General features: G+C 72.8%; 17 protein-coding genes and 1 riboswitch. Of the genes, 10 read left to right on the forward strand and 7 right to left on the reverse strand.

The window, feature by feature from the left end:
• Positions 1 to 30 precede the first annotated feature (30 nt).
• The 4 genes from ACZ597_RS13065 to ACZ597_RS13080 all read left to right on the forward strand — a co-directional run bounded on the left by ACZ597_RS13065 (position 31) and on the right by ACZ597_RS13080 (position 3,689).
• A complete protein-coding gene (locus tag ACZ597_RS13065) occupies positions 31 to 789 on the forward strand; it encodes a methyltransferase (protein ID WP_471328483.1) in 759 nt (252 codons plus the stop codon).
• A 308-nt stretch (positions 790 to 1,097) separates the two neighbouring features.
• Positions 1,098 to 1,499 (forward strand): DUF3040 domain-containing protein, encoded by a 402-nt coding sequence (locus ACZ597_RS13070; protein ID WP_401252724.1) that lies wholly within the window; start codon positions 1,098 to 1,100, stop codon positions 1,497 to 1,499.
• A gap of 101 nt (positions 1,500 to 1,600) precedes the next feature.
• Positions 1,601 to 2,224, forward strand: a complete 624-nt coding sequence (locus ACZ597_RS13075; protein ID WP_471328485.1) for a DUF4126 domain-containing protein — start codon at positions 1,601 to 1,603, stop codon at positions 2,222 to 2,224.
• A gap of 31 nt (positions 2,225 to 2,255) precedes the next feature.
• Positions 2,256 to 3,689, forward strand: a complete 1,434-nt coding sequence (locus tag ACZ597_RS13080; protein ID WP_471328486.1) for a phytoene desaturase family protein — start codon at positions 2,256 to 2,258, stop codon at positions 3,687 to 3,689.
• A 22-nt stretch (positions 3,690 to 3,711) separates the two neighbouring features.
• On the opposite strand, the gene ACZ597_RS13085 is transcribed toward ACZ597_RS13080, so the two are convergent.
• The 5 genes from ACZ597_RS13085 to ACZ597_RS13105 all read right to left on the reverse strand — a co-directional run bounded on the left by ACZ597_RS13085 (position 3,712) and on the right by ACZ597_RS13105 (position 8,077).
• On the reverse strand, positions 3,712 to 4,596 hold the full coding sequence (locus ACZ597_RS13085) for a hypothetical protein (RefSeq protein WP_471328488.1): 885 nt from the start codon (positions 4,594 to 4,596) through the stop codon (positions 3,712 to 3,714).
• Positions 4,597 to 4,647: 51 nt separating this feature from the next.
• Positions 4,648 to 5,562 (reverse strand): methylenetetrahydrofolate reductase [NAD(P)H], encoded by a 915-nt coding sequence (gene metF / locus ACZ597_RS13090; protein WP_471328490.1) that lies wholly within the window; start codon positions 5,560 to 5,562, stop codon positions 4,648 to 4,650.
• Positions 5,563 to 5,641: 79 nt separating this feature from the next.
• Positions 5,642 to 6,280 (reverse strand): thiamine phosphate synthase, encoded by a 639-nt coding sequence (thiE, locus tag ACZ597_RS13095; protein WP_471328492.1) that lies wholly within the window; start codon positions 6,278 to 6,280, stop codon positions 5,642 to 5,644.
• A gap of 76 nt (positions 6,281 to 6,356) precedes the next feature.
• On the reverse strand, positions 6,357 to 6,722 hold the full coding sequence (locus ACZ597_RS13100; protein WP_042803199.1) for an Rv2175c family DNA-binding protein: 366 nt from the start codon (positions 6,720 to 6,722) through the stop codon (positions 6,357 to 6,359).
• Between the two features lie 134 nt (positions 6,723 to 6,856).
• On the reverse strand, positions 6,857 to 8,077 hold the full coding sequence (locus ACZ597_RS13105) for an NAD(P)/FAD-dependent oxidoreductase (RefSeq protein ID WP_471328494.1): 1,221 nt from the start codon (positions 8,075 to 8,077) through the stop codon (positions 6,857 to 6,859).
• Positions 8,078 to 8,191: 114 nt separating this feature from the next.
• Positions 8,192 to 8,304, forward strand: a riboswitch (TPP riboswitch).
• Between ACZ597_RS13105 and thiO the strand changes: the two genes are divergently transcribed.
• The 3 genes from thiO (at position 8,302) to ACZ597_RS13120 (ending at position 10,478) form a co-directional block, all read left to right on the forward strand.
• Positions 8,302 to 9,483 (forward strand): glycine oxidase ThiO, encoded by a 1,182-nt coding sequence (gene thiO, locus ACZ597_RS13110; protein WP_471328496.1) that lies wholly within the window; start codon positions 8,302 to 8,304, stop codon positions 9,481 to 9,483. Its footprint overlaps the riboswitch before it by 3 nt.
• Positions 9,480 to 9,680, forward strand: coding sequence for a sulfur carrier protein ThiS (gene thiS / locus ACZ597_RS13115; RefSeq protein ID WP_471328498.1), 201 nt, complete (start codon positions 9,480 to 9,482; stop codon positions 9,678 to 9,680). Before thiO ends, thiS begins: the two co-directional genes overlap by 4 nt.
• A gap of 3 nt (positions 9,681 to 9,683) precedes the next feature.
• Positions 9,684 to 10,478, forward strand: a complete 795-nt coding sequence (locus ACZ597_RS13120) for a thiazole synthase (protein ID WP_471328500.1) — start codon at positions 9,684 to 9,686, stop codon at positions 10,476 to 10,478.
• A gap of 643 nt (positions 10,479 to 11,121) precedes the next feature.
• Here the strand turns inward: ACZ597_RS13120 and ACZ597_RS13125 are convergent.
• Together ACZ597_RS13125 and ACZ597_RS13130 are read right to left on the reverse strand one after the other, a co-directional pair.
• Positions 11,122 to 12,351 carry a helix-turn-helix domain-containing protein gene (locus ACZ597_RS13125; RefSeq protein ID WP_471328502.1) on the reverse strand — a complete coding sequence of 410 codons (1,230 nt, stop codon included), beginning with the start codon at positions 12,349 to 12,351 and terminating at the stop codon, positions 11,122 to 11,124.
• Positions 12,348 to 12,668: a putative quinol monooxygenase gene (locus ACZ597_RS13130; RefSeq protein WP_471328504.1), complete on the reverse strand. Its 321-nt coding sequence runs from the start codon at positions 12,666 to 12,668 to the stop codon at positions 12,348 to 12,350. The genes ACZ597_RS13125 and ACZ597_RS13130 overlap by 4 nt, the downstream gene beginning before the upstream one ends.
• Before the next feature lie 139 nt (positions 12,669 to 12,807).
• On the opposite strand from ACZ597_RS13130, the gene ACZ597_RS13135 reads away from it, so the two are divergent.
• The 3 genes from ACZ597_RS13135 (at position 12,808) to pknB (ending at position 15,775) form a co-directional block, all read left to right on the forward strand.
• Entirely contained in the window at positions 12,808 to 12,954 is a 147-nt protein-coding gene (locus ACZ597_RS13135) for a hypothetical protein (RefSeq protein WP_471328506.1), read from the forward strand.
• Positions 12,947 to 13,201 carry a hypothetical protein gene (locus tag ACZ597_RS13140; protein ID WP_471328508.1) on the forward strand — a complete coding sequence of 85 codons (255 nt, stop codon included), beginning with the start codon at positions 12,947 to 12,949 and terminating at the stop codon, positions 13,199 to 13,201. The genes ACZ597_RS13135 and ACZ597_RS13140 overlap by 8 nt, the downstream gene beginning before the upstream one ends.
• Positions 13,202 to 13,864: 663 nt before the next feature.
• Positions 13,865 to 15,775, forward strand: a complete 1,911-nt coding sequence (gene pknB / locus ACZ597_RS13145; protein WP_471328510.1) for a Stk1 family PASTA domain-containing Ser/Thr kinase — start codon at positions 13,865 to 13,867, stop codon at positions 15,773 to 15,775.
• The last annotated feature ends 1 nt before the right edge of the window (position 15,776 follow it).

Below are 15,776 nucleotides of genomic sequence, written 5' to 3' on the forward strand. Positions count from 1 at the left end.
CCACCCTTACGCGCCGAGGAGCCACCAGCCGTGTCGGACACTTCCCGCCCCCGCGCCTCCCTCCGCACCGCCGTGGTGTGGGAGGTCCTCAAGGAGGCCCTCGACCGCCGGGTGAAGGCGACCGGGCGGGAGGCACTGGAGGTGCTGGACACCGGCGGCGGCACCGGCAAGTTCGCCGTTCCGGTGGCCCGGCTGGGCCACCGGGTGACCGTGGTCGACCCCAGCCCCAACGCCCTGTTCGGGCTGGAGCGCCGGGTCGCCGAGGCCGGCGTCGCCGATCTGGTGCGCGGGGTCCAGGGCGACGCCCAGGGCCTGCTGGACGTCGTCGAGCGGGACGCGTACGACGTGGTGCTCTGCCACGGCGTGCTGGAGTACGTGGACGACCCGGCCGAGGGCGTGGCCAACGCCGTCGCCGCCCTGCGCCCCGGCGGCATCCTCAGCCTGCTCGGCGCCGGCGTCGGCGGGGCCGTGCTGGCCCGGGCGCTCGCCGGGCACTTCACCGAGGCCCGCACCGCCCTCACCGACCCGGCCGGGCGCTGGGGCTCCGGCGACCCGGTGCCGCGCCGCTTCACCGCCGAGCAGCTGGGCGCCCTGGTCGGGGACGCCGGCCTGGAGGTCGGCGCGGTCCACGGCGTGCGCATCTTCGCCGACCTGGTCCCCGGGGTGCTCGTGGACACCGAGCCCGGCGCGGTCGAGGCGCTGCTGCGTCTGGAGGAGGCCGCCGCCGAGCTGCCCGCCTTCCACGCGGTGGCCACGCAGCTGCACGTCCTGGGCGAGAAGCCCGCCTGATCTGCGGGCTTGCTCGGACGGGCTTCCTGCGGATCCCCTCCCTTCCGGCGCGCCGACACGTATGATCGGGTGCACCGGTCGGCATGGCGGACTGCTCATTGGGGAATAAGCGCCTCAATGACCGCCTTGGCGCCGGTACGTTCGAAGCCCCCGTTCGTTCGGCACCGGTCCGGCTCGCCGGATCTGCCGGGTGCGGTGGTTTGCAGAACGTGGCGTAGAGGGCGGGTATCACGGGGGCGATTCCCCGCCTATCCTGAAGGGGACCCCTGGTCGCTACCCCCCGCGACCGACGGATGAGGAGGACTCCCGTGCCGCTCTCGGAGCACGAGCAGCGAATGCTCGAGCAGATGGAGCGAGCGCTGTACGCCGAAGACCCCAAGTTCGCGACAGCGCTTGAGGGCAGTGGACTGCGCACGTACACCCGGCGACGGGTCTACCAGGCAGTCGTAGGCATTGTGGTGGGTATCGCGCTCCTCATGACTGGTGTGATCTGGCAGGAAGTGCTCTGGATCAGCGTGGTGGGATTCCTCGTCATGCTGGCCTGTACGGTCCTCGTGGTCACCGGTTGGCGCAAGGCACCCAAGCCTGGCGAGCAGCCCGTCTCCGGAAGTGCAGGCGGTTCGGCCCGTGGCCGCAACCGGCAGCGTCGGTCGATGATGACCCGTATCGAGGAACGGTGGCAGCGCCGCCGAGACGAACAGGGGCAGTAGCCCCGCACACACTCCGTCGGTGAGGGGACGGCCGCGCGACCGCGGGCGTCCCCTCACCGTTTCCTGCCACCTGATCGCCCGCGCTGCGGCATGCTGATCAGATGAGTGTCCTCCCCCTGGTCTTCACCAGCGGCTGGGCCAGCGGGATCAACGCCTACGCCGTGGTCCTGCTGCTCGGCGTCTTCGGCGCGACCGGCCTGTCCGACGAGGTCCCCGCCTCGCTCCAGCGCACCGACGTCCTGATCGTCGCCGCCGTGCTGTTCCTGTGCGAGGCCGTGGCGGACAAGATCCCGTACGTGGACTCCTTGTGGGACACCGTCCACACCGTGATCCGGCCCGTCTCGGGAGCGGTGGTCGGCGCCCTCCTGGCCGGGCAGAGCGGCTCGCTCTCCGACCTCGCCGCCGGCGCCGTCGGCGGCTCCACGGCGCTGGCCAGCCATTTCGTCAAAGCCGGCACCCGCATGGCGGTCAACACCTCACCCGAGCCGTTCAGCAACATCGTGCTGAGCACCGCCGAGGACCTCGGCGTGGGCGCCATCGTCACCTTCGCCATGTTCAACCCCCAGGCGGCCGCGGTCATCGCGGCCGTCCTGCTCCTCATCGGCCTGGCCCTGATCGTCTACCTCTGGAGCCGGATCCGCCGCTTCCGGCGGCGTCGGGCCCAGCGCCGCGAGGAGAAGCAGCTCGCCGCCGCCCGAACGTTCGGCGGGGCACCGCCCGGGTGACCGGCAGACCTCGCTCGATAGGCTCAGCGCCATGGCAAGAATTGCGGTGATCGGCGCCGGCATGGGCGCGATGGCGACGGCGGCCCGGCTGGCCGTGGCGGGCCACCAGGTGACGGTGTACGAGCGCGGGTCCACGTACGGGGGTGCCGTCGGCCGGTACGAGCGCGACGGCTTCGCCTTCGACACCGGACCCGGTCTGCTGCACCTGCCCGCCGTCTACCGCGACCTGTTCGTGAAGACCGGCAAGCGGCCGCTGGAGGACTGCGTCGACATGGTCCAGCTGGACCCCGCGGTCCGGCACGTCCTGGACGGCGCCGCCGTCACCCTCCCGGGCGCCTCCCGGGGCGGGGTCGCCACCGCCCTCGACGAGGCCTTCGGCGCGGGCGCGGGCGAACGCTGGAACGCCCTGCTGGGCCGGGCCCGCGACACCTGGGACGCCACCCGCCGCCCCCTCCTGGAGGAGCCGCTGCGCCCCGACTGGCAGGTGCTGGGCCGCGACCCGTACCCGGCGCTGCGCGGCAGCGGCCTGCTGCGCCGCCGTACTCCGACGCTGGCTGAGGTGGCCCGCCGCGAGCTGGGCGGCGGGCTCGGCGAGCTGCTGGCCGGACGGGTCCTGGCGTACGGGCTGGACCCCGACGCGGCGCCCGCCGCCGCGGCCGCGCTGCCGTACATGGAGCAGACCTTCGGCAGCTGGTACGTCCGCGGCGGAATGCGCGAGCTGGCCACCGCCGTGTACGAGCGCTGCCGGGAGCGGAAGGTGGAGTTCGTCTTCGGCGCCGACGTGCGCTCGGTGCTGACCGGCGACGGCAGGGCGGCCGGGGTGCGGCTGGCCGACGGCACCGAGGCCGCCGCCGACCACGTCGTGTGCGGCATCGACCCGAGGCAGCTGCCGGGCGCCTCCGTGCCCCGGCCGCGCGGCGGCGTACCGGCCCAGGGCGGCGAGGTGCCCGGGCGGCTGACCCTGCTGCTGGCGCTGAGCGGCGCCCGCCCGGCGGACGCCGTCCACCGCACGCTGGTGCACTCCCCCGGCTCCGCGGGCGTCCGGCTGGTCACGGTGCTGCGCCCGGACGACCCCGCCACCCGGCCCGACGCGGACCACGAGGCGGTCACCGTGAGCGCCGTGTGCGGCCCCGCGGGCGGTGCGGCGGTCCCGGACCCGGAGAAGCTGCTGGACCTCGCCGCACGGGCCGTTCCCGGGCTGCGCAAGCGGCTGCTGTGGCAGGAGGTGCGCACCCCGGAGGACGTGGAGGCGGCCACGGGTGCGCGCGGCGGCTCGGTGCCGGCGCCCGCGCTGCCGGGGGACGGCGGCCGGATGCTGTACCCGGCGAACACGACGGCCCTGCCCGGGCTGTACCTCGCGGGCGGCTGGGCGCACCCCGGCGGCGGGCTCGCGCACGCCGGTATGACCGGGGCCCTGGTGGCCGGGCTGATCGTGGAGGGGGCGGAGTTCCGGGGCTCGCAGTGAGCCCCGGCCCGCCGGGCTCCCGTCAGTGGCGGTACTGGCCGCCGTACTCCCCGTTGCCGTTGCCGGGGTACGGGTACGGGTACTCCTGCGGCTGCTGCGGGTCCTGGTCCGGGTAGGGCTGCTGCGGGGCCGCGTCGGTGGCGCGCTGCTGCGGGACCCAGACCCCGCCGGGCGGGGTGTCCATGGAGTACTGCTGCTGGGCCGGGTCGGCGTAGGGCGGGTAGGCCGCGCCGTCGTAGGGCGGGGCCGGCGAGACCTCGCCGCCGGTGCCGATGTACGGGTCCGAGTAGGCGGCGTAGACCTGCTGCTCGCCCCCGGGGTAGTAGCCGCCCTGGGCCTGCTGCTGGTCGTAGTAGGCCGCGTACTGGTGGGCGTCCTGCTCGGCCGTGGTGAACGGCGAGGCGAAGGGGGTCTCGGCGCCGGGCTGCTGCGGCTGCGGCTGCTGGGGGACGAAGCTCTGTATCCCGTACGAGCCGGTCTCCTCGGGCACGGGCTGCGGGGTGAACACCGCGTCCTGGGGCCCGGTGTCCCCGCCGGGGCCCTGGTCCCGGGCGGCGTACTCCAGCCCGGTGACCTCCAGTGCGGGCTCCGGGGCCGGTGCGCCCCCGGAGCGGCGGCGTCTGCTCTGTGCCTCGCCCGGTGCGGGCCGCCCGCCCCGGCGCAGTGCCCAGCCGGCCACGAAGCCCTTGCGGAAGGACAGCGTGACGAGGGTCTGGCCGACGGCGAACGCGGTCGCACCGACGGCGATCACGATCACCGACGGCAATATCACCCCGGCCACCACCCCGACGAAGCCGGTGAAGGCGAGCAGGCGCCAGCGCAGCCGGGCCTTGTACTGCATCAGGACCTCGGCAAGCAGCCACAACGCGACGATGCCGAACGCGATGTAGAGGACCGTCATTCCCATGCAAGGCCCCTCTCGGTACGGCCGCCCGCGCGGGAAGGAGGAGACGGCCGGTCAGGCCCGCTGGTGCAGGCCCAGGTTCTCGTAGATTTCGAGGGTCGCCGTGGAATTGTTCAGCGTGATGAAGTGCAGTCCCGGAACACCCTCGGACAGCAGCCTCGCGCAGAACTCCGTGGCGAACTCGATGCCAATGGAGCGTACAGCGGCCGGATCGTCCTTGACGGCGAGCATGCGCTCTTTGACCGCGTCGGGGAAGACCGCGGTGCTCAGTTGCGGCAGCCGGTCGAGCTGCTTGATGCCCACAACAGGCATGACCTCGGGGATGATCGGGGTTTCGCAGCCCGCCTTGGCGACGCTGTCGCGCAGCCGCAGATAATTCTCGGGATCGAAGAACATCTGGGTGATCGCGTAGTCCGCACCCGCGCGGCACTTGTCCACGAAGTGCCGGATGTCCGTGTCCCAGTCCTCCGAGCGCGGGTGCATCTCGGGGAAGGCGGCCACGCCGACGCAGAAGTCGCCGGACTCCTTGAGCAGGCGCACCAGGTCGGCCGCGTAGTCCACGCCCTCGGGGTGCTTGACCCAGGGCCCCATGGGGTCGCCCGGCGGGTCGCCGCGCAGCGCGAGCATGTTGCGGATGCCGGCGTCGGCGAACTGGCCGATGACGTGGCGCAGCTCGGCGACGGAGTGGTCCACCGCGGTCAGGTGCGCGACGGGCGTCAGGGTGGTGTCGGAGGCGATCTGCTGGGTGGCGCGTACGGTGCCGCCCCGGGTGGAGCCGCCGGCCCCGTACGTGACGGAGACGAAGCTCGGGGAGACCGCCTCGATCCGGCGGAGGGCGTTCCAGAGGTTGCGCTCGCCCTTCTCGGTCTTGGGAGCCCAGAACTCGAAGGAGAACGAGGCTCCGGACGCGAGGAGGTCGCGGACCGTGTGTGCACGGTCCGACCAGGTGGAAGCGGTACCAAGGGCCATACCGGCAGGTTAGACGCGCCCCGGCGGACACCGAAGCGCTGTCCACAAGCTGGACAGATTTTTGGACACCCCCGTGCCGTCAGCCGAGACGGGCGCGGACCCTCTTGGCGAGTTCGGCGGCGGCCGCACCGGGGTCCGGGGCCTCGGTGATGGCCCGGACGACCACGACGCGGGTGGCGCCGGCGTCCAGGACCTCGTCCAGGTTGCCGCCGTCGATGCCGCCGATGGCGAACCACGGGCGGTCCTGGACGAGGGAGGCCGCGTACCGGACGAGGTCGAGTCCGGGGGCGTGGCGGCCGGGCTTGGTGGGGGTGGGCCAGCAGGGTCCGGTGCAGAAGTAGTCCACTCCGGGCTCGGCGACGGCGGCGTCCACCTCGGACTCGGCGTGGCAGGAGCGGCCGATCAGGACCCGGTCGCCGAGGATGGCGCGGGCGGCGGGGACGGGGATGTCGCCCTGGCCGAGGTGCAGGACGTCGGAGCCGATGGCGTGCGCGACGTCGGCGCGGTCGTTGACCGCGAGGAGCTTGCCGTGACGGCGGGCGGCCTCGGCGAAGACCTGGAGGTGTTCGAGCTCCTCGCCCGCCTCCATGCCCTTGTCGCGGAGCTGGACGATGTCGACGCCTCCGGCCAGGACGGCGTCCAGGAACTCGGGGAGGTCGCCCTGCCGCTTGCGTGCGTCCGTGCACAGGTAGAGCCGGGCGTCGGACAGCTGCTGCATGGGAGTACCCCCCTGGTGGTGACGGTGTGCGGGCGGGCCGAGGTTACCCGGCCCGCCGCATCCGTGGGTCAGCCGGTCAGAGGGCGAGCGCCTGGGCGCGGCGCTTCACCTCCGTGCCGCGGTTCTCCCGCAGCGCCTGCACGGGGGTGCCGGGCAGGGAGGGGTCCTCGGTGAAGAGCCACTCCAGCATCTCCTCGTCGGAGAAACGGTCGTCCCGCAGTACGGTCAGCAGTCCGACGAGGCCCTTGACGACCTTGTCGCCGTCGATGAACTGCGCCGGAACCTGCAGGGCGCGGTTCTCGCCGCGCCGTACGGCGATCAGCTGCCCTTCCTTGACCATCTGGCGGACCCGGGTCACCTCGATGTCGAGCATCTCCGCGATGTCGGGGAGGTACAGCCAGGAGGGGACAAGGGCATCGATCTTTGCGTCAATCTCGGTCACGGGCACAAGCCTGCCACTTCGGGCGGGCCGCCGGTACCTGGCCCCGTCCGTCCGGGGCCGGGCCGGGGGCCGGACGGGGCTTCCCGGGGCCGGACGCGGCCGGCCGGGCGGGCCCACCCGGCCCCCGGGAGGCGTCAGGCCAGGGCCGACTTCAGCGGAACGGCCGGGTCCGCCACCTTGGCCGGGTCCACGGGCGCGCCGGTCTCGATCAGCTTGCGGCCCTGCGCCAGGTCCCGGGGACGGCCCACGGCCAGTACGGCGGCCAGCGCTCCCCCGCGCAGCCAGCACACCGACCAGGTGGGGCCCGCCGGGTCGCCGCGCCACACCAGGGCGTCGGCCCCGCCGTGGTGGCCCGCGTACTGGACGAAGCGGCCGAACTGCTCGGACCAGAAGTACGGCACGGGGTCGTAGGCCTGGACGGGCTCCCCGGCCAGGATGTTCGCCGCGACGGCCCGGGGGCCCTGGAGGGCGTTGTCCCAGTGGTGGACGAGCAGCCGCGCACCGTAGCGGGCCGACGGGAAGGAGGAGCAGTCGCCGACCGCGTACACGCCGGGGAGCGAGGTGCGCAGGTACGCGTCCGCGGTGACGGAGCCGTCTGCGCCGAGCTCGATCCCGGTGCCGGCGAGCCAGTCGGTGGCGGGCCGGGCTCCGATGCCGACGACGACGGCGCCGGCGGGCAGCTCGCGGCCGTCCGCCAGCAGGACCCGGCCCTCCTCGATCCCGGCGACCTTCGCGCCGGTGAGCAGGGTGGCGCCGGCCTCGGCGTACCAGCGGGCCATCGGCTCGGCGACCTCGGCGGGCAGGGCCCCCGCCAGTACCCGGTCAGCCGCCTCGACCACCGTGACGGCGCAGCCGGCCTCGCGGGCCGCGGTGGCGAACTCGGCGCCGATCCAGCCGGCCCCCACCACGACGGTCTCCGGGGCGGCGGCCAGCACCGGGCGCAGCCGGGCGGCGTCGTCGAGGGTGCGCAGCAGGTGGACCCCCGGGACCCCCTCGGTGCCGGGCAGGGTCAGCGGCACGGCTCCGGTGGCCAGCACGAGGACCTCGTACGGGACCGGGCCGGCCTCGGTGTCGACCTCGCGGGCGCCGGCCCGGAGCCCGGTGACCTCGATGCCGAGGCGCAGGTCGATGCGCAGGCCCTCGAAGTCCACCTCGAACGCGGAGTCCTCGGCCTTGCCGAGGAGCACCGCCTTGGAGAGCGGGGGCCGGTCGTAGGGCTGGTGGGGTTCGGCGCCCAGCAGGATCACGGGGCCCTCGTAGCCCTGTTCCCGCAGGGCCACGGCGGTCTGCACGCCGGCCATTCCGGCGCCCACGATCACGACACCGGGGTTCGTCTGTTCCGTCTGCTCACTCACGCGGCCCAGCCTAGTGAACTGACGATCCGTCAGGAACAGTGGGCCGGGAGATCGCCGGGCGGGCACCGGGGAGGCAGCCTTACCCGACTCCGGCGCCGGGGTTAACCTGGCCACCGTACCTATCGCGGGAGTCCGGGCGCACCGGGCTGAGAGGGAGGCTGGCCGGCCTCCGACCGTACGAACCTGATCCGGGTCATGCCGGCGAAGGGAGGGGCTGGACGCCCATGCACTCATCTCGGAACGGATCCGACAGGGGATTCGACGTCCTCGTCATCGGGGGCGGCATCATCGGCCTGGTCACGGCCTGGCGGGCGGCCCGGCACGGGCTCCGCACCGCACTCGCCGACCCCGACCCCGGCGGCGGCGCCGCCCGCGTCGCCGCCGGCATGCTGGCCGCCGTCACCGAGCTGCACTACGGCGAGGAGACCCTGCTCGGCCTCAACCTCGCCTCCGCCGCCCGCTACCCCGGCTTCGCCGCCGAGCTCACCGAAGCCAGCGGCGGCATGGACCTCGGCTACCGCGCCTGCGGCACCCTCGCCGTCGCCCTCGACGCCGACGACCGCCTCCACCTGCGGGAACTCCACACCCTCCAGCGCCGCTGCGGCCTGGAGTCCGAGTGGCTCACCGGCCGCGAATGCCGCCGCCTGGAGCCCATGCTCGCCCCCGGCGTACGCGGCGGGCTGCGCGTCGACGGCGACCACCAGGTCGACCCCCGCCGGCTCGCCGCCGCCCTGCTGGCCGCCTGCGAGCGGGCGGGCGTGGCGATCCACCGGGCCCGCGCCGAGCGGCTCCTCGTCACCGCCGACCGGGCCTCCGGAGCCCTGCTCGACGACGGCACCGAGCTGCGCGCCGACCAGGTGGTACTGGCCGCGGGCTCGCTCAGCGGCCGGCTGGCCGGCGTACCGGCGGACGCGGTACCGCCCGTACGGCCCGTCAAGGGACAGGTGCTGCGCCTCGCCGTACCGCCCGCGTACGCGCCCTTCCTGTCCCGGACGGTGCGGGCCGTCGTACGCGGCAGCCACGTCTACCTCGTGCCGCGCGAGAACGGCGAACTCGTCGTCGGGGCCACCAGCGAGGAACTCGGCTGGGACACCACCGTCACCGCCGGCGGGGTGTACGAGCTGCTGCGCGACGCCCACGAACTGGTGCCCGGCATCACCGAGCTCCCCCTCGTCGAGACCCGGGCGGGCCTGCGCCCCGGCTCCCCCGACAACGCGCCGCTGCTCGGCCCCACCGACCTCCCCGGCCTGCACCTGGCCACCGGGCACTACCGGAACGGGGTGCTGCTCACCCCGCTCACCGGCGACGTGATGGCGGAGCTGCTGACCACCGGCACCGTGCCGGAGATCGCCCGCCCCTTCACCCCGCGCCGCTTCTCCTCCACGCGTCAGGAGTCCTACGCATGACCATCTCCGTCAACGGCGAGCCGCGCGAGGTCGCGGCCGGCACCACCCTCGACGCGGTGGTCGCCACCCTCACCACCGCCCCCTCCGGCGTGGCCGCCGCGCTCAACGAGACCGTCGTACCGCGCGGGCAGTGGACCGCGACACCGGTGGACGAGGGCGACCGGATCGAGATCCTCACCGCGGTCCAGGGAGGCTGAACCATGGCTGACGACGTCTTCACCCTGGGCGGCCGCACCTTCTCCTCCCGGCTGATCATGGGCACGGGCGGGGCCCCGAGCCTGGACGTCCTGGAACGCGCCCTGATCGCCTCCGGCACCGAGCTGACCACGGTCGCCATGCGCCGCCTGGACCCGACGGTGCAGGGCTCCGTCCTGTCCGTACTGTCCAAGCTGGACATCGCCGTCCTGCCCAACACGGCGGGCTGCTTCACCGCCGGCGAGGCCGTGCTCACGGCCCGGCTGGCCCGGGAGGCGCTCGGCACCGACTGGATCAAGCTGGAGGTCGTCGCGGACGAGCGCACCCTGCTGCCGGACGGCGTCGAGCTGCTGGACGCCGCCGAGGTCCTGGTCGACGAGGGCTTCACGGTGCTGCCGTACACGAATGACGACCCGGTCCTCGCCCGGAAGCTGGAGGACGTGGGCTGCGCGGCCATCATGCCGCTCGGGTCGCCGATCGGCTCGGGCATGGGCATCCGCAACCCGCACAACTTCGAGCTGATCGTCGAGCGCGCCGGGGTCCCGGTGATCCTGGACGCGGGCGCGGGGACCGCCTCGGACGTCGCCCTGGCCATGGAACTGGGCTGCGCGGCCGTCATGCTCGCCTCGGCGGTGACGCGTGCGCAGCAGCCGGCCCTGATGGCGGCGGCGATGCGCGACGCCGTCTCGGCGGGCCGCCTGGCCCACCGCGCGGGCCGCATCCCCCAACGCCGCTTCGCCGAAGCCTCCTCCCCGGTGGAGGGGCGGGCGGTACTGGACCCGGAACGTCCGGCGTTCTGAGGGGGCGGGGGGTACGGGGCTTGCAGCGCGGGCGGGCGCGTGTGCGTACGCAGCTTGCGGCGCGGGCCCGCTATCTCCGTTTGCCCACCCGCCCCCCGTCTGCGGGCCGGTGGGTCAGGAGGCGGGGTGCCGGCTGGGCGGTGTCACAGTCGGTTTGGGGGTTTCCCGTCAGTCCCATCGTCCTTCCGTGTCGTGCCGGTCCCTCAAGGGCGCTCACTGCGTTCGCGTCGCTTCGCGATGGCCTTCGGCCACCCTTGACCGACCGACCCGCCCCGGAAAGCCGAAAGACTGCCGGGAAACCCCCAAAAGAACGGCACGGTCCATGGTTGAAGGAGCGGCCCTGTCAGGGATGAGGCGACGGGGCCGGGCGCCGGCCCGCCGGGCATCCGGGCCCGTTCAGCCCTCGCCGAGGACCGGGGGCCCGGCTACCTGCACGAAAGGACGATCAGAGCGCCGTGGGAAGCGGGCAACGCGTGAGATCGCTACGCGCTCCTCGAATCTCGGCGACTGGCGGCCGTCTGGGGCTGGTCCGTGAACAGTTGACGTCCGTCGTGGCTTCGCACCTGGGGGCTGCTCACTACCGCTCCGGCTACTGAGATGGACTGACGGGGCGTTGAGCCCTTCGGCGGCGTGCTCATCGGTCTCAACCGAGGCTGTCCGTACGCTCGGCCAGGGCTCGCAGTTCGTCGGATGCGCTACGGCCTGCGCTGAGCAGGAGATCCCTGATGGCCATCCGGGCTGCAAGGTGGGTGCGGATCATTTCAGGTGCCAGCTCCTCGGCGCGCAGCAGGCAATCCAGTGAGTCCGCCTGCTGGCGGCGCTGTGCGTGGGCTCGACCCATGTCCATCAGCAGGCGCGCCTGCCGCTCGGTGGACAAGCCGTCCGCGTGGAGCCCCTTGGAGAGGTCGAGGGCCTCGCCGGCGTCTCCGAGGTCGACGGCGGTCGAGACGGCCTGGATCTCCACGTTTGTGGGGCCGAACTCAAGGTTGAAGTCGTTGCGGTCTCCACCCAGCCGTCGGGCGACGCTTCGAGCGGCCTCGATCTGCTGCCGCGCGGAGGATCTCTCACCCGCGCGGGCGTGCACGAGCGCCAACACCAGGTGCAGCGACCCCAGGACGGAAAGGTTCTGGGGCTCGTCGCCTCTGGCGTTTTCGAGGGCGCTGATGGCCGTGGTGGCAGCGCGCTCCGCCTGGTCGAGGTGCTTCAGGCGTACGAAGGCGTGGCACAGGCGGTAGATCCCGGCGAAGACGCTCAGTGGGTTGTCCGAAAGCTCGGCCGCGCGGATCGCCCGGTCCGCTGCGACCCATGCTGCGTCTGCCTCGTGCTGGCGCACGAAGGCTGCAGCCAGGGCTTGGTAGGCCCTGGCCAGCAGATCGTGCAGTTCGGGTGCGTGATCAGGCGACGCCGTACGACAGGCCAGCTCCAGCCTCGGGACCAACGCACTCATTTCCGCACTCAGTTCCGCGAACCGAGCGCTGTGGGTGAGCGTCCAGATCCGGTCCACCGACGAACGGAGGGCCAGGAGCTCGTCCGGCCGGAAGCCCTGGCGTGGCTTGAGGAGGACATCGAGCGCTGGATGTCCGGACAGCACCAGACGGGCCTGATCCAGGTCGTTCGTCTCCGACGCGGGCGAAGCCGCAACCTCGGCCGGAGGCGGTGCGTCGGGCTGGAGGACCTGGAGCGGCACGCCGAGGCCTTCAGCGAGAAGCCGCAGCACGTCCAGGCGGTTCACCGGCTGGATGCCCCGCTCGACCTGCGACAGCCAGCTCGCCGTGCGGCCGATGGCCGCAGCGAGTTCTCCCTGCTTCATGCCCTTCTGCCTGCGCAGATCGGCCACGCGCGCCCCAAAGACGCGCCGCTCCTCGGAACTCACTGCCGTGCCGCCACCTTCCCGGCGATCGCGTCGAGGAACGTGACCTCGACACCGGCAAGGTACTGGTCCCGCTGGGCGAGGAAGTGCTTGGTGTGCGGCTGCGCCTCGTGGGCGTCGAAAGCCGCACGGTCCGCGTACAGCTCGTAGAACACACGCACCAAGGGCTCACCCTCCGGAACGTGGACTACATAGGTCAGCGTGCCGGGCTCCGCGCCCTTGATGCCCTCCAGGGTGATCGCACACAGCTCGTCGAATGCCTTCGCGGCTCCCTGATCGCGCAGGGAGAAGCGCACAACCAGGCCGAATCCCTCGCTCATACGTGCTCCTTTCGAGTCGCAGACAGTGTCGCAGGCACGCAGACATCCTGCGACTAACAGTTTCCCTTGATTCGCAGAAACACTGTGAGTAACGTCGTAGTCACTCTGCTACCGAATGTGAGCAAGAAGGAGGACGGGCATGCCTCAGGTCCCCGTGGACAGTAGCGATGACAGCCAGCCAAGGACCGTGGCTGCGACCGTCGCGCCCAGCGCCGACCTGCTCGACCGCGCGCTGGCCGGCTGGGAGCGCTTCCTGAGCACGTTCGAGGCGACGTCCGATGAGTGAGTGCTACGAGTACGTGCCGCACCGGCTCCTCCGACAGCGCGTCCGCGATATCGCCTCGGGTGTCGAGGGTGTGCTGATGGCGGTGATCAACGAGAACGTCTCCGACACCTGCATCGAGCACTGGATGGAGCTCGCCTACATTCGAGGCGCTTCCGGTCGCGAATTCACCACCGCCGTCGCCAACGTCGAACCCGCCTACGACCAGCCCCGGACGGCCGTCAGTCGCCGGGATCAGAGAAGCGCGTAGCGATCTGGTGCGCTTGCCCGCTTCCCGCGGCGCTCTGATCGTCTTTTGGTGCGGGTATCAGCCCAAGACGGTCGCCGGACGCCGTGCCGGGAGGAGCGCGTAGCGATCTGGTGCGCCTGGGTGCTCCGCAGGGGGCTCTGATCGTCCTTTGGTGCAGGTAGTCGGGCCCCCCGGCCCTAGGCTAGGCCGCCAAGGGGCCCGGATGCCCGGCCGGCCAAGGCCCGGCACCTCGCCTCATCGCTGATACGGCTGTCCCCTCCCCTTGGACCGTGCCGTTCTTTTGGGGGCTTCCCGGCAGTCCTTGTCTTTCCGGGGCGGGTCGGTCGGTCAAGAGTGGAGCGAAGCGACATCGCGCAGCGACGCGACGAAGGAGCGCTCTTGAGGGACCGGCACGAACCGGAAGGACGATGGGACTGACGGGAAACCCCCAAGCCATCCCTGACACCGCCCAAGGGAATACCGCTCCCCGGCCCGCCGGCCCGCAGACGAGGGGGCGGGTGGGCAACCATCGACCCGCCCCGCCCCGTCGAGGGGGAGATAGCCGGCCCGCGCCGCAAGCCCCGTATGCCCCGTACACCCCCACCACCCCCCCTCATGTCACGGCTGCGCTGCAAGCGTGGACACCCCGGACGGCTCAAACTCACCGGCTCGTAGAATCGCCGGGTGGATACGACCCTGGATGACCCCCTCGTCGGGCGCGTGCTCGACGGCCGCTACCGCGTCGACGCCCGTATCGCGGCGGGCGGAATGGCGACGGTCTACCGGGCCGTCGACACCCGCCTCGACCGGGTGCTCGCGCTGAAGATCATGCACCCGGACCTGGCCGCCGACGCCGTCTTCGTCGACCGTTTCATCCGCGAGGCGAAGTCCGTGGCCCGCCTGGCCCACCCCAACGTCGTGGCCGTCTTCGACCAGGGCACCGACGGGCCGTACACCTACCTGGCCATGGAGTACGTCTCCGGCTGCACCCTGCGCGACGTCCTGCGCGAGCGCGGCGCGCTCCAGCCGCGGGCCGCGCTCGACATCCTGGAGCCGGTCCTCGCCGCACTCGGCACCGCCCACCGGGCCGGTTTCGTGCACCGGGACATGAAGCCCGAGAACGTCCTGATCGGCGACGACGGCAGCGTCAAGGTCGCCGACTTCGGCCTGGTCCGCTCCGTGGACTCGGCCACCAACACCACCGGCTCCGTCCTCGGAACCGTCTCCTACCTCGCGCCCGAGCAGATCGAGGACGGGATCACCGACACCCGCGTGGACGTCTACGCCTGCGGTGTCGTCCTGTACGAGATGCTCACCGGCTCCAAGCCGCACACCGGCGGCACCCCCGCCCAGGTGCTGTACCAGCACCTCAACGAGGACGTTCCGCCCCCCTCGGCCGCCGTCCCCGGGCTGTCCGCCGCGCTCGACGAGCTGGTCGCGCACGCCGCCTCCCGCAGCCCCGAGCTGCGCCCGTACGACGCCGCCGCCCTGCTCGGCCTGACCCGGGAGGCCCGGGAGCGGCTGAGCGAGGCCGAACTGGACGCCGTACCGCCGCAGGCCCGGGCGCAGGAGCGGTCCGCCACCGAGGACCGCACCAGCGTGATCCCCCGGCCGGTGGGACCTGGCGGGCACGTGCACCACACCTCCCGCCTGGAGCGCCCGCACGCAGCCGAGCAGCAGCCCGCCGCCCCGGCGCGGCGGACGGCGCCCCCGCGCGGGGTGCTCCTCGTCATCGCCGCGGTCCTGCTCGTCCTCGGCATCGGCGGCGGCGTCTGGTACATCAACTCCGGCCAGTTCACCAAGGTCCCGAACCTCCTCGGCAAGACGGAGGCCCAGGCCCGCGACGAGCTCTCGGCCGCCGGCCTCGGCGTCAAGAAGATCGACCGGAAGTTCAGCGAGGCCTTCGAGCGCGGAACGGTCATGGCGACCGACCCCGGCGGCGGCAAGCAGATCCGCGGCAACGACGCGGTCGTCCTCACCGTCTCGCGGGGCCCCGAGGTCGTCAGCGTGCCCGACCTCAAGGGCAGGCCGTTGGAGGAGGCCAAGGCGGAGCTGACGAAGGCGGGGCTGGCCCCCGGGATCGTCACGCAGGCCTTCAGCCAGGACGTCGCCCAGGGCTCGGTGATCAGCACCGACCCGGCGGGCGGCCAGAAGCGGGCCCCCGACACCGCGGTCGCGCTCCTCGTGAGCAAGGGCCGCCCGGTGCAGGTCCCGGCCGTCACCGGCAAGCCCGTCGACCAGGCGCGGGCCGCGCTGGAGGCCGTCGGCCTGAAGGTGGAGACGGCCGCGGACCAGGTCAACTCCCCCTCCCCCGCCGGTACGGTGGCCAACCAGTCGGCCGCAGCGGGCACCTCGGCCGCCGCGGGCGACACGGTCACGCTGACCCTGTCCAAGGGCCCCCGCCAGGTCCAGGTCCCGAACGTCACCGGCCAGGACGTGGAGGTGGCCCGCAAGACGCTGGAGGCCCTGGGCTTCAAGGTGAAGGTGGACCGCCCCTTCCTCTCCTTCAGCAGCACCGTGGACACCCAGTCGGTGCCCGCCGGCCAGAGCGCGCCCGAGGGCAGCACGATCACCGTCAAGACCAAGGGACTCTGAG

The sequence above is a fragment of the Streptomyces sp. NPDC040718 genome, assembly GCF_055593565.1.